We start from the raw sequence: 12945 nt of genomic DNA on the forward strand, positions 1-12945 counted from the left end.
CGGCCCACCTTTTAACGCTAAAGGGGTTGCCAGTGGCCAGCGACCGCGGACAGAGCAACGACTACCGGGGCCCGCTGAGGCGATTGCTCCTCGGGGTTCTGCTTGTCTGCCTTGTCGGCATCTTCCTGCTCTGGCGCATCGACAGCCCACGGGTCGAACGGTTTCGCGCACAGGTGGTGGACCGGGTCGTGCCCTCGATGGACTGGGCGATGGCGCCGGTCACCGGCGCGGTCCACATCCTGCGCGATTTCCAGTCCTACCAGCGCATGTACGAAAAGAACCGCGAGCTGCGCCGCGAGCTTCAGCAGATGAAGGCATGGAAGGAAGCGGCGCTGCAACTGGAGCAGGAAAACGCCCGCCTGCTCGATCTCAACAACGTGCAGCTTGATCCGCAGCTCACCTATGTCACCGGCGTGGTGATGGCCGATAGCGGCTCGCCCTTCCGGCAATCGGTGCTGCTCAACGTGGGCGCGCGCGACGGCATCATGGAAGGCTGGGCGGCGATGGACGGGCTCGGGCTCGTCGGGCGCATCTCTGGCCTGGGGCAGAATACCGCGCGCGTGATCCTGCTCACCGATACGTCGAGCCGCTTGCCGGTGACGATCCAGCCCTCGGGGCAGCACGCGCTGGTGATCGGCGACAACTCTCCCGCGCCGCTCCTGGATTTCATCGAGAACCCGGACCAGATCCGCCCCGGCGACCGGGTGCTCAGCTCGGGGGATGGCGGGGTGTTTCCGGCGGGGCTCGCTGTCGGGCAGGTGGTGGCCGACCCCGGCGGGCGGATGCGGGTGCGCGTCGCCGCCGATTACGAACGGCTCGAATTCCTGCGCGTGCTGCGCAGTTACGATCACGAACGGATCGACGATCCCGGCGACCTGATCGCCCCCACCTCCCCCACGACCGCCCCGGCGCCCTCGGGCCCCGCGCCGCAGGCAGCGGCAGAGGCTGGCAATGGCTAGAACCGGCACGCTTCACCTGTGGCTCATGCGGGCGCTCTTCGCCGCGCTGGCCGGCGCGCTCGTCTTCGCGCGGCTCTTGCCGCTCGACATGGCTCCGCCGGGCTTGGCGGGGCCGGACCTGTTCCTCGCGCTCGCCTTTGCCTGGGCGGTGCGGCGGCCGGAATACGTGCCTCCGCTTCTCGTGGCCGGGCTGGCGCTGGCGATGGATCTGCTGTTGCAGCGCCCCCCCGGCCTGTGGGCGGCACTGACACTCGTTGGTTGCGAAACGCTGCGCCACCGCGCGCCCGCGCTGCGCGACCTGACCTTCCTTGCGGAATGGGCGACGGTGGCGGGCACGCTGGCGGCGATGACGCTCGCGTACCGCCTGGTGATGACCATTCTGCTGGTGGACCAGGCTCCGCTCGGGCTCAACCTGATGCAGCTTTTCGCGACCCTCATCGCCTACCCGCTGGTGGCGGCGTTGTCTCATCTCGTCTTCGGGGTGCGCAAGCGCGTGCCCGGTGAACTCGCAACCGGGAGGCAGACGACATGAGACGCCCCTCCCGCGACCGCGCCGAAGGCCAGCGCCGCGTCACGCGGCGCGCACTCGTGCTCGGTGGTGCGCAGGTGGCGGTGCTGGGCGCACTGCTGTTCCGAATGAACCACCTTCAGGTCGATCAGGCCGACGAGTTCCGCCTGCTGGCCGACGAGAACCGCATCAACCTCCAGCTTCTCGCCCCCGCGCGCGGCCGCATCTTCGACCGCGAGGGCCGCGTCATCGCCGAGAACGTGCCCAGCTACCGAATCACCATCACGCGCGAACAGGCGGGCGACGCCGAGGCTGTGCTCGACCGGCTCGCCCAGCTGGTCGATATAGCGGCGGGAGAGCTGGAAAAGGCCCGCCGCGACCTGGCCGAGCTGCGCGGCGACACACCGGTGACGGTGGCCGATCGCGTGGACTGGGAGGCGATCGCCCGCGTTGCGGTCAACGCCCCCGCCCTGCCCGGCGTGATGCCCGAGGTGGGGCTGTCGCGCCGCTACCCGCTGGGCGCGGCCTATGCCCACACCATCGGCTATGTCGGCGATGTCAGCGCGCGCGACATCGAAAGGCTGGAGGCCCCCGAGGCGCTGCTGCGCCTGCCACGCTTCCAGATCGGCAAGATCGGGCTCGAGGCCGAGCTCGAACGCTCGCTGCGCGGCGCGGCGGGCACCCGCCGCGTCGAGGTCAACGCCGCCGGCCGGGTCATGCGCGAGCTCGAACGCGAAGAGGGCCGCCCCGGCGCGGATGTCCAGGTCACCTGCGACAACGCGCTCCAGACCTATGCCCATGCGCGGCTGCGCGGCGAGGGGGCGGCGGCGGTGATGCTCGACTGCGAGAGCGGCGATATCCTCGTCTGCGCCTCCAGCCCCGGCTTCGATCCCAACCTCTTCGTGCGCGGCATCTCCAGCGCCAATTACCGCGCTCTGCTCGACGACCCGCTGCGCCCGCTGCCCAACAAGGCGGTGCAGGGCATCTATCCGCCCGGCTCCACCTTCAAGATGGTGACCGCGCTTGCCGCGCTTGAGGCCGGGCTCGTCGATTACAACGAAACCGTCTACTGCCCCGGCTTCAAGGAGGTCAGCGGGCGGCGCTTTCACTGCTGGAAACGCGGCGGCCACGGCAATGTCGACCTGCACCGCTCGCTGCGCAACAGCTGCGACGTCTATTACTACGAGATGGCGATGCGCGTTGGCATCGAGGGCATCTCGGCGATGGCGCAGCGGTTCGGAATCGGGGTGCAGTTCGACCTGCCGATGACCAGCGTGGCCGAGGGACTCGCCCCCTCGCGGCAGTGGAAGCTGGCCTATCGCGGCACGCCGTGGATGGTCGGCGACAGCGCCAACACCGCGATCGGCCAGGGCTTCGTGCTCGCCTCACCGCTGCAACTCGCGGTGATGTCGGCGCGGCTCGCGACCTCGCGGGCGGTTGTTCCGCGGCTGGTGAAATCCATCGACGGGGTGGATCAGCCCACCGGCCACGGCGACAGCCTCGGCCTCAACGAAAATCACCTGCGCGAAATCCGCCGCGCCATGTTCGCCGTCAGCAACAGCCCCCGCGGCACCGCCTATCGCAGCCGCATCGCCGAAGACAGCCTGCGCCTCGCGGGCAAGACCGGCACCAGCCAGGTGCGCAATATCTCCACGTCAGAGCGCGAGGGCGGCGTGCGCTCCAACTCCGACCTGCCCCGCGCACAGCGCGACCATGCGCTCTTCGTCAGCTTCGCCCCGCATGACGCGCCGCGTTTCGCGCTGTCGGTGGTGGTCGAGCACGGCGGCGGCGGCTCGACCGCGGCGGCGCCCATCGCGCGCGACATCATGCTCCAGGCGCTCTATGGCGGCGACCCGCCGCTCTCCGCCTACCCCGCCTCCGACCGCCCGCGCATCCGCACCCTGCAGGAAGAGCTGCGCCGAGAGCGCGAGCGCCCCGCAACGGAAACGAGCGACCGCGCATGAGCTACCTCGAACATACCGTAAAGTCGGTCCCCGCGGGCCCGCGCAAGATCCTGTACCTGAACTGGCCGCTCGCCATCCTGCTGGCCAGCGTGGCCTCCATCGGCTTCCTGATGCTCTACTCGGTGGCGGGCGGATCGCTCTCGACATGGGCCGAGCCACAGATGAAACGCTTCGCCGCCGGCTTCGCGGGGATGATCGTGGTGGCGCTGGTTCCGATCTGGTTCTGGCGCAACATGTCGCTGCTGGCCTATCTCGCCTCGCTCGCGCTGCTGGTGGCCGTGGCGCTCATAGGCATCGAGGGCAAGGGCGCGCAACGCTGGCTCGACCTGGGCGTCATGCGCATCCAGCCCTCCGAACTGGTCAAGATCACCCTCGTCATGGTGCTCGCCGCCTATTACGACTGGCTGCCCATGTCGCGGATTTCCCGGCCCGTCTGGGTGCTCATCCCGCTTATGGTCATCCTCGTGCCGGTGGGCATGGTGTTGCGCCAGCCCGATCTCGGCACCTCGATCCTGCTGGTGCTGGGCGGCGGCGCGATGATGTTCCTCGCGGGTGTCCACTGGGCCTATTTCGCGACCGTGATCGCCCTGGGGCTGGGCGCCGTCTTTGCCGTCTTCACCAGCCGCGGCACCGATTGGCAGCTTCTGGAGAATTACCAGTACCGCCGCATCGACACCTTCCTAAACCCCGACAGCGACCCGCTCGGCGCGGGCTATCACATCACCCAGTCCAAGATCGCGCTGGGCTCGGGCGGCTGGACGGGGCGCGGCTTCATGCAGGGCACCCAGACGCGGCTCAACTTCCTGCCAGAAAAACACACCGATTTCATCTTCGTCACGCTGGCCGAGGAATTCGGCTTCATCGGCGCGGCCTCGCTCCTGGGGCTCTACACCCTCGTCATCGTGTTCTGCGTGGCCTCGGCGCTCACCAACCGCGACCGGTTCTCGTCGCTGCTGACGCTGGGGGTGGCGATGACGTTCTTCCTGTATTTCGCCGTCAACATGGCGATGGTCACGGGGCTGATGCCGGTGGTCGGCGTGCCGCTGCCGCTGGTCAGCTATGGCGGCTCGGCGATGCTGGTGCTGATGCTTGGCTTCGGCCTCGTGCAAAGCGCGCATGTCCACAAACCGAGGTAATCCCATGACCGCCAACATCCTCTTTGCCGCCGGTGACACGCGGTGGATCACCTACGAGGCCCCGCTGCGCCGCGCGCTCGACCGCGCAGGCGTCACCGCCCACCTCGCCACCGACATCGCGCCGCAAGAGGTGGATTACATCGTCTACGCCCCCGACAGCCCGGTGCAGGATTTCACTCCCTTCACCCGCGCCCGCGCGGTGCTCAACCTCTGGGCCGGGGTGGAAAATATCGTTCCCAACCCGACGCTGCATATCCCGTTGGCGCGCATGGTCGATCACGGGCTGACGAGCGGCATGGTGGAATGGGTCACCGGCCACGCGCTGCGCCACCATCTCGGGATGGATACCCACATCCTCCACCAGGACGGGGTCTGGCGTCCCGACGCCCCGCCGCTGGCCTCGGATCGCCGGGTCAGCGTTCTGGGCCTCGGCGCGCTCGGCGCCGCCTGCGCGCAGATGCTCGCCACGCTGGGGTTTGCCGTGACCGGCTGGAGCCGCACACCCAAGTCGATCGACACCCTGCGCTGCCTCTCGGGCAAGGACGGGCTGCGCACGGCCCTGCAAGAGGCCGATATCCTCGTCCTCCTGCTGCCCCTCACGCCCGAGACGGAGAACCTGCTGAATGCCGCGCGCCTCGCCCTCCTGCCCACGGGCGCGGTGATCCTCAACCCCGGGCGCGGGCCGCTGATCGACGACGACGCGCTCATTGCCGCGCTCGACACGGGCCATATTGGCCACGCCACGCTCGATGTCTTCCGCGAGGAACCGCTGCCGCCCACCCATCCCTTCTGGGCGCATCCCCGCGTGACGGTCACGCCACACATCGCCTCCGAGACGCGGCCCGAAACGGCGGCGCAGGTCATCGCCGAGAACATCCGCCGCGGCGAGGCGGGCGAGCCGCTCCTGCACCTGGTGGACCGCGACGCGGGATATTGAGGTGGGAGGCCAGGGCGGGACTGGCCTGTTCCTGCCATTCGTCACCCATCCCGCGCGGAATCAAGGCGTGCTTGCACGCCGCCGCGCAGCGCCCGACCGCCCCCCCCGGGCGGGCGCTATTGCAACGCCTAAACCTGTACGATCGTTGAAGTATTTTGCACCATAAAGTGAAGACCACAAGCGTTTGAGCGCCCCCCCGCGGTCGGGCACTGCGCGGCTCCCCTACCGCAACCGTGGCGGCCGCTCCGGGTCCGACCCCGGCGCCGCCGGTGTGGCCCGCACCTCCGGCTCCGGCAGATCGAACCGCAGACCGCAGCCCGCCATCCGCGCCAGCACCGGGTCGCTCGCCTCGAAAAACCCCACGTCGAGCGCCGCCGCCTCCAGCCCGGAAAACGCCAGCACCTCCGACACCGCCCGCGCCAGCGCGCCCTCCGCGCCCGGCGCGGCCCCGACAAAGCCCAGCAAATGCCCCTGCGCGCCATCCTCGTAGCGCGCCGCCACCAGCCACGCGGCGCGCGCCATGCCGGCCATGCCCGCCAGCCGCGCATCCAGCGCGCGCAGCACCGCCTCGGGCAGCCCGCCGGGCACGCGGAATTCCACCGGCCGCGCGGCGACCTCCTCAGGCGCCCCCGCCAGCATCTCCGTCATCCAGTCCATCGCCTGCGCGGGCAGCAGGATCGCCGAGGGCGCCACCCCGAGGTTGAGCCCCAGCCCCAGCCCCTGCCCGGCCAGCATCCCGGCCAGCGCCCGCCCCGACAGCGCGGCATAGGGCGCGGGCCCCTCGGCAAATTCCGCCAGCCGCGCCTCGTTATCGAATGCCAATACGCAATCGCCGCCCTCCGGCGCGATCACCACCGGGTCGATGCGGTCGCCCTCCGCCTCGCGTGTCAGCAGCAGGCACAACTCGCTCGCCGCCAGTCGCTCGTAGAAGCGCAGCCGCGCGCCCTCGTCGCCCGGCGCGGTCTCCATCGCCGCATGCGCGGCATCCAGCGGGGTCATCTCAGCCACCCAGAACCTCTCTCACCGCGCCCCGCAGCGCCGGGAGCACCTCGTCGCCGAACCACGGGTTCTTCTTCAACCACGCGCTATTGCGCCAGGACGGGTGCGGCAAGGGAAACCTGCGCGGTGCATGGTCGCGCCAGCCGCGCACCGTCTCGGTCACCCCCGCCCGCGTGCCAAGGTGATAGCGATGCGCGTGCCCGCCCACCAGAACCGTCAGAGCCACGTCGGGCAGATGCGCCATCACCCGGTCATGCCATGTCCGCCCGCAGATCGCGGGTGGCGGCAGGTCGGCCCCCTTGGCATCATAACCCGGAAAGCAGAACGCCATCGGCACGATGGCCACCCGGTCGCGGTCGTAGAACTCCGCCGCGCTCACCCCCAGCCAGTCGCGCAGCCGCTCGCCGGACGGATCGTCGAAGGGCCGCCCCGAGCGATGCACCCGCAGCCCCGGCGCCTGCCCCGCGATCAGGATGCGCGCCGTGGGGCGGAACCAGACCACCGGGCGCGGCGCGTGCGCCGTCTCGGTCGCGGCGAATCGATCGGCACACAAACGACAAGACCGGATTTCGGCACCGAGCGCCGTTTGCGGCGAACCGTGCGGTTCGCTCGCCGAACCTGTAGGTTCAGTCAAGCGTGACCCCCGCCTCGCGCATCGCCACCTCGGCCTGCGCGAGTGATCCGTCGAGGTCGATCGCCCGGCACAGATCGCGCCGCACGGTCACCCTGTAGCCCAGCTTGGCCGCGTCAAGTGCCGAGAATTGCACGCAGAAATCCGTGGCCAGCCCAACCATCACCAGCTTTGTGACCCCGCGCGTCTGAAGATATCCGTCAAGCCCGGTATGCGTCGCCCGGTCATTCTCGAAGAACGCAGAATAACTGTCTATTTTCAATGACATACCCTTGCGGATAATCAGGTGCGCGGGGGCCGTGTCGAGATCCGGATGAAACGCCCCACCATGGCTCCCCTGCACACAATGGTCTGGCCACAACACCTGAGTGCCGTACTCCATCTCCACCGTCTCGAACGGCGCCTTGCCCGGATGCTCCGAGGCAAACGAGGAATGCCCGGCGGGGTGCCAGTCCTGCGTCAGGATTATCTCTTTGAAATCAGTCATCAAGGCGTTGATCTTTGGCACGATCTCATCCCCGCCCGGCACCGCCAGCGCGCCCCCGGGGCAGAAATCGTTCTGAACGTCGATCACCAGTAATGCAGCCGTCATGCCCGCCTCCTTCGCGCCCCATGGCTAGGACGCGGGCCGTCCTGCGTCAATCCCGGCCCTTGCCCACAAGCCCCGGCGCGCGTAAATCCCGCACCATGCACCGGATCACCGCCCTCTACCATTTCGCCCGTCTTGATGACCCCGCCACCCTGCGCGCACCGCTTCTCGCCCTGTGCGAATCCGAAGGTGTGCGCGGCACATTGCTGCTCGCGCGCGAGGGAATTAATGGAACGATTTCCGGGTCTTGCGAGAGCGTAACCCGCGTTCTCGACCATCTCCGCGCGCTGCCCGGATGCGCCGAACTCGCGTGGAAGGACAGCCACAGCGCCACCCCGCCCTTCGGCCGCATGAAGGTGCGCGTCAAGCGCGAGATCGTGACGATGGGGCTCGCCGATGTCGATCCGCGCGCCGCGACCGGCCACTATGTCGCCCCTGCCGAGTGGAACGCGCTGATCGCTGCCCCCGATGTCGCGGTGATCGACACCCGCAACGCCTACGAGGTGGCCATCGGCAGCTTCGAAGGGGCCGTGGATCCCGGCACCGACAGCTTTCGCGATTTCCCCGCGTGGTGGCAGGCCAACAAGGATCGGTTTCACAACAAGCGCGTGGCGATGTTCTGCACCGGTGGGATTCGTTGCGAGAAATCAACGAATTACCTGCTTAGCCAGGGGTTGGAGGAGGTCTATCACCTCAAGGGCGGCATCCTGAAATACCTCGAGGAGGTGCCCAAGGAACAGAGCCTGTGGCGCGGCGCGTGTTTCGTTTTCGATGGCCGCGTTTCGGTGGAACACGGGCTGCGCGCCGGGCCGCACGTGCTCTGCCATGCCTGCCGCCGCCCTATCCTGCCCGAGGACCGCGCACGCCCCGAATACGAGGCCGGTGTCGCCTGCCACCATTGCACCCACGAGACCAGCGCCGAGGACAAGGCCCGTTTTCGCGAACGGCAGAAACAAGTCGCCCTCGCCGCGGCGCGCGGCGAGCGGCATATCCGATGGATGGCCGAGGGATGAACTGGCTGAATTTACTCACAAAACTTCGAACAACTTGTCCCGCGCGCCCTGCCCGCGCACTAGCCTGAGCCGCGTTTTCGGCACCCCGATGGCCTTCGCCAAAAGCGCCTGCACCGCGGCATTCGCCTTGCCCTCCTCGGGCGGCACGGTGACGTAGACACGCAGGCTGTCCCCGTCCGCCACGATCCGCGCACGCGAGGCCCGCGGCGTCACCCGCAGGGAAATACGGGTACCCGGCGCCGCGAGATGGCCCAGGTCGGGGTGATCCATGCTGACACGCCTCCTCGCGTCCGGGTCGCTACCGGCGGCAATGATGGCACGCCCGCCCCCCGCGGTCGAGAGCCGGAGGCCGCGCTCGCCGGGTGGCCCTACCCGCCGCCATCGCCGTCCTCGTCAGGCTGCAAGAGGCTGATCTCGCCTGCCGCTTCGAGCCGGCGCACGGCGGTCACGATCTCGGTCTGCGCGGCCTCGGCCTCGCGCGGGCGCACCCGACCCCGCTCCGCGATTTCCTCGCGCAGCGCGTCAGCCATGCGTTTCGACATGTTGGACAGCAGGAATTCGGCCACCGGGGCCAGCGCGCCATCGAGCGCCCCGGCCAGCGCGGCGACCTGCACAGGCTGATCCACCTCGCGCAGGATGCGCGGGATATCGGTCGGATTGACGCGGTCGGGCAGGTGCAGGAACGTAAAAATCGCGCGTCGCACCAGCGCGGCGAAATCCTCGTCGGTGTCTTCAAGACCCTCGAGCACCTTGTCGCGGATGATTGCGGCCGAGTAGTTGAGGATCGCGCCCACCCGTTCCACCGCCCCGTCGGCAAAGGCACTCTGCGGCACGTCCTGTATCTGCGCCGCGAGGGCGAGGCCGATGCGGTCCACCGCCTCGGGCGAGACAGAGCCGGTCTGCGAAATGGCGTAGGTGATGCGCCGCGCCGCTGCACCGGGCAGCCGCCCGAGCAGATCGGCGGCGCGCGCGACGTCGAGCTTGGAAAGGATCACGGCGGCGACCTCGGCGCTTTCCGCTTCGAGGATGGGGACGAGTGTTTCGGGATCGGTGGCCTTCACCAATTCCCAGGGGTCGCCGTATTGGCGCACACCCGCCTCCTTGCGCAGGCGGGCAGCGGTCTGTGGGCTGATCCGTCCGTCGAGCGCCGACAGCGCACCGGGCAGGCCGCGCGGAAAGGTCAGACCCATCCCTTCGAGTTCATTGGCGAATTCGGCCACCACATCGGCCAACGTGCCGCGATCCACATAGCGCATCGACCCCATCTGTGTGGTCAGTCGTCCCTGTAATTCGTCCGGCAAATCCGAAAGGGACACGTCCGCCCCCTCGTTCATCAGGAAGCGCACGATGATCGCGGCCTTCTGCGCGCGCGACAGATGCGCCGCCGCGCCGCGCGGACGCGGCCCCTCGATCCGTGCGGGTGGTGCGTTCATGCCTCGGTCCCCGTTGCCCCGATCCTTGCGCGAGCATAGGGCACGATCCGTCAACAAAGCCTGAACGCGATCACGATTTCTCTTTGGTCAAAATACTCCGGGGAGTCGCCCCGCACGGGTGGCGGAGGCAGCGCCCCCGACCCCGCGCTCAGCCGTCCTGTTCGGCGAGGAATTTCTCGGCGTCGAGCGCGGCCATGCAACCCATACCGGCGCTGGTGACCGCTTGGCGGTAGATATGATCGGTCAGGTCACCGGCGGCGAAAAGCCCCGGAACCGAGGTGCGGGTGCTACCCGGTTCGACGTGCACATAGTCACCGTGATGCATCTCCACCTTGCCTTTGACAAGCTCGCTCGCCGGGGCGTGGCCAATAGCGATGAACACGCCCTTGCAGGGGATTTCCGTGATCTCGCCAGTCTCGACATGCCTCACCCTGACGCCCTCGACACCCTTGGGGTTGTCGGTGCCGGTCACCTCCTCGAGCGTGTGGAACCACAGCGGCTCGATCTTGGGGTGCTTGAACAGCCGGTCCTGCAAAATCTTCTCGGCGCGCAACTCGTCGCGGCGGTGGATGAGAGTGACCTTGGAGGCGAAATTTGTCAGGAACAGCGCCTCTTCGACGGCAGTGTTGCCGCCGCCCACCACAACGATCTCTTGCCCGCGATAGAAGAATCCGTCGCAGGTTGCGCAGGCCGACACACCGAACCCCTTGAACGCCTCCTCGCTCTCCAGTCCCAGCCATTTCGCGCGGGCACCCGTGGCGAGGATCACCGCATCGGCAGTGTAGGTCGCGCCGCTGTCGCCCTTGGCGGTGAAGGGGCGGCTTTCAGTGTCGAGGTCGGTGATGATGTCGCCCACGATCTCGCAGCCCATGGCCTTGGCGTGGGCCTCCATGCGCACCATCAGGTCGGGGCCCTGCACCTCGGCATCGCCGGGCCAGTTCTCCACCTCGGTGGTGGTGGTGAGCTGCCCACCCGGCTCGATCCCTTGCACCAGCATCGGCTCCAGCATGGCGCGGGCGGCGTAGACGCCAGCGGTATAGCCCGCGGGGCCGGACCCGATTATGAGGCACTTGGTGTGGCGTGTCTTGGGCATGGCTGCTCTTTCGTTGAAAACCGGATATCGCGCGGACATATAGCGGCGCGGGACGAGGCATGTAACCCCTTGCAAGGCGGCAATGCGTCGCCATGAGACCCTCGCATCCGAAATTATCTTGCGCATAGGCGAAATATTATTGCGCGCACCCGCATGGCTGCTATAACATCCGCGAAAATAAACAGGAGAATGCGATGGCGGGCACGCGTCTCGATCCGATCGACCGAAGGATACTGGCAGAATTGCAGGCCGACGGCCGGATGACCAATGTCGAGCTGGCCAAGCGTGTCGGCATTTCCGCCCCGCCCTGCCTGCGGCGGGTGCGCGCCCTGGAAGAACAGGGGTATATCCGCGGCTATCACGCCGATATCGACGCGCGCGAGTTGGGCTTCGAGGTGCAGGTCTTTGCGATGGTCGGCCTGCAAAGCCAGGCCGAGGCGGACCTGTCGGCCTTCGAGGCGCGGTGCCGGGCCTGGCCGCTGGTGCGCGAGTGCCACATGCTCAACGGCGAGGTGGATTTCATTCTCAAATGCGTCGCCCCCGACCTGTCGACCTTCCAGCGGTTCCTGACCGAGGAACTGACCGCGGCAGAGAACGTGGGCAGCGTCAAGACCTCCCTGGTGATCCGCGGAGCCAAGGACGAGCCCGGCGTGCCCTTCGAGATTCTAGAGGCTCGGCTCGAACGACCGGCCTGAGCAGGGCGGCGGCCTCAGACCAGATCGAGCGCCTCGGGGGCGTCGAGCGGCAGGCGCATCTGGGCCATAGGTCCGAAATCGCACGGCTTGGGAATATGAGGAAAGGCCGCCATGACCTGCCGCAGGGTGGCATCGTCGTAGCCGCGCTCGAACCCGGCACCGGGATGAAAGCTCTCGGTTTCCAGCCCATTCACCATGATCACCGCGTGCCGGCGCAACGCGAGGTGGTAGAAGGTCACCGGCTGGCGCGACACCATGCGGATCGCGTGCACCCCATCTGCCATCGCGTGCACCGGCGACAGAACCCCGTCCGCCCCGATCCGCGCGCGTAGCCGGCAAGGACGGCTTAGAAGCCGCGCGCCGGGTCCCATCACGAGATCGGCCATAGGCCGCCCGAAACCGAAAGCGTCGGCCATCACCCGCGTCAGTGGGGTGCCCACGCCAGAACGGTCTGGCCCTATCGTGACCGAGCCGATCCAGACCACCGGGACTGCGCCACCCGCGGCGGTGACGATCATGTCGCCGGGCACCAGATCCTCGACCGCCACCGGGCCGCGCGACGTCGAAACGAGCGCCCCGTGCGCGAAGGCAGCATGGGCCGCGTCGAGCAGCGGCAGCGACGGGAGGTGGCGCTCCTGCGTCATGAGGCGCCCCTCGGCATCGCGCCAAAGGCAGGAATACCGACGTGTTGCCTCCTGCGCCCGGGCAGCCGGGGGCGCGGAGGGGAGATCGACGCCGAAGCGGTACATGCTCATGTCGTGTCACCTCATGATCAGGGCCGTCGTGGCCGCACCGGACCTCCGGCGGCAACGACAGTCAGACATTTGGCGATTTGTGTGACGCGCAAATCGGGCAATTCTGCGCTCTCGCGCCAGAATCTTCGTGGCATTGACCGTGTTTTCGACATAGTCGCCTACGGTCGAGATCATTGTTTCGCTGTGCACCCACGGCGAACTTCGCGAAAGCACAAGGGCCGCCACGGGGCGGC

14 protein-coding genes are annotated in these 12945 nt (G+C 68.1%); 7 read left to right on the forward strand and 7 right to left on the reverse strand.

The window, feature by feature from the left end; genetic code table 11:
* Positions 1-32: 32 nt before the first annotated feature.
* Genes mreC through AC13D8_RS12285 form a run of 5 tightly spaced genes read left to right on the forward strand, consistent with a single transcriptional unit; the run spans position 33 to position 5504 of the window.
* On the forward strand, positions 33-959 hold the full coding sequence (gene mreC, locus AC13D8_RS12265) for a rod shape-determining protein MreC (RefSeq protein WP_482969077.1): 927 nt from the start codon (positions 33-35) through the stop codon (positions 957-959).
* Positions 952-1491 (forward strand): rod shape-determining protein MreD, encoded by a 540-nt coding sequence (locus AC13D8_RS12270; RefSeq protein ID WP_164989204.1) that lies wholly within the window; start codon positions 952-954, stop codon positions 1489-1491. The genes mreC and AC13D8_RS12270 overlap by 8 nt, the downstream gene beginning before the upstream one ends.
* Positions 1488-3431 (forward strand): penicillin-binding protein 2, encoded by a 1944-nt coding sequence (gene mrdA, locus AC13D8_RS12275; RefSeq protein ID WP_482969078.1) that lies wholly within the window; start codon positions 1488-1490, stop codon positions 3429-3431. The genes AC13D8_RS12270 and mrdA overlap by 4 nt, the downstream gene beginning before the upstream one ends.
* Positions 3428-4567 (forward strand): rod shape-determining protein RodA, encoded by a 1140-nt coding sequence (gene rodA, locus AC13D8_RS12280; RefSeq protein ID WP_482969079.1) that lies wholly within the window; start codon positions 3428-3430, stop codon positions 4565-4567. The genes mrdA and rodA overlap by 4 nt, the downstream gene beginning before the upstream one ends.
* Before the next feature lie 4 nt (positions 4568-4571).
* Positions 4572-5504, forward strand: a complete 933-nt coding sequence (locus tag AC13D8_RS12285; protein ID WP_482969080.1) for a 2-hydroxyacid dehydrogenase — start codon at positions 4572-4574, stop codon at positions 5502-5504.
* Between the two features lie 222 nt (positions 5505-5726).
* On the opposite strand, the gene AC13D8_RS12290 is transcribed toward AC13D8_RS12285, so the two are convergent.
* The 3 genes from AC13D8_RS12290 to pncA are packed head-to-tail and all read right to left on the reverse strand — an operon-like array spanning position 5727 to position 7726.
* Positions 5727-6512: an SseB family protein gene (locus AC13D8_RS12290; RefSeq protein ID WP_482969081.1), complete on the reverse strand. Its 786-nt coding sequence runs from the start codon at positions 6510-6512 to the stop codon at positions 5727-5729.
* Positions 6505-7137 (reverse strand): uracil-DNA glycosylase family protein, encoded by a 633-nt coding sequence (locus tag AC13D8_RS12295; protein WP_482969082.1) that lies wholly within the window; start codon positions 7135-7137, stop codon positions 6505-6507. Before AC13D8_RS12295 ends, AC13D8_RS12290 begins: the two co-directional genes overlap by 8 nt.
* Positions 7130-7726, reverse strand: a complete 597-nt coding sequence (gene pncA, locus AC13D8_RS12300; protein WP_482969083.1) for a bifunctional nicotinamidase/pyrazinamidase — start codon at positions 7724-7726, stop codon at positions 7130-7132. The genes AC13D8_RS12295 and pncA overlap by 8 nt, the downstream gene beginning before the upstream one ends.
* Positions 7727-7821: 95 nt before the next feature.
* Here pncA and trhO point away from each other — a divergent pair, with 95 nt between their 5' ends.
* On the forward strand, positions 7822-8736 hold the full coding sequence (gene trhO / locus AC13D8_RS12305) for an oxygen-dependent tRNA uridine(34) hydroxylase TrhO (RefSeq protein WP_482969084.1): 915 nt from the start codon (positions 7822-7824) through the stop codon (positions 8734-8736).
* Positions 8737-8751: 15 nt separating this feature from the next.
* Here trhO and AC13D8_RS12310 read toward each other — a convergent pair whose 3' ends face one another.
* The 3 genes from AC13D8_RS12310 to trxB all read right to left on the reverse strand — a co-directional run bounded on the left by AC13D8_RS12310 (position 8752) and on the right by trxB (position 11262).
* Positions 8752-9006 carry a DUF167 domain-containing protein gene (locus AC13D8_RS12310; protein WP_482969085.1) on the reverse strand — a complete coding sequence of 85 codons (255 nt, stop codon included), beginning with the start codon at positions 9004-9006 and terminating at the stop codon, positions 8752-8754.
* Positions 9007-9104: 98 nt separating this feature from the next.
* Positions 9105-10169 (reverse strand): flagellar motor switch protein FliG, encoded by a 1065-nt coding sequence (locus AC13D8_RS12315; protein WP_482969086.1) that lies wholly within the window; start codon positions 10167-10169, stop codon positions 9105-9107.
* A gap of 148 nt (positions 10170-10317) precedes the next feature.
* Positions 10318-11262: a thioredoxin-disulfide reductase gene (gene trxB / locus AC13D8_RS12320; RefSeq protein ID WP_482969087.1), complete on the reverse strand. Its 945-nt coding sequence runs from the start codon at positions 11260-11262 to the stop codon at positions 10318-10320.
* Positions 11263-11456: 194 nt separating this feature from the next.
* Here trxB and AC13D8_RS12325 point away from each other — a divergent pair, with 194 nt between their 5' ends.
* Entirely contained in the window at positions 11457-11957 is a 501-nt protein-coding gene (locus AC13D8_RS12325; protein ID WP_104019560.1) for an Lrp/AsnC family transcriptional regulator, read from the forward strand.
* A 14-nt stretch (positions 11958-11971) separates the two neighbouring features.
* Here AC13D8_RS12325 and AC13D8_RS12330 read toward each other — a convergent pair whose 3' ends face one another.
* Positions 11972-12712 (reverse strand): Hint domain-containing protein, encoded by a 741-nt coding sequence (locus tag AC13D8_RS12330; protein ID WP_482969088.1) that lies wholly within the window; start codon positions 12710-12712, stop codon positions 11972-11974.
* Positions 12713-12945 lie beyond the last annotated feature (233 nt).

This window comes from Roseovarius sp. B-10, assembly GCF_056859295.1.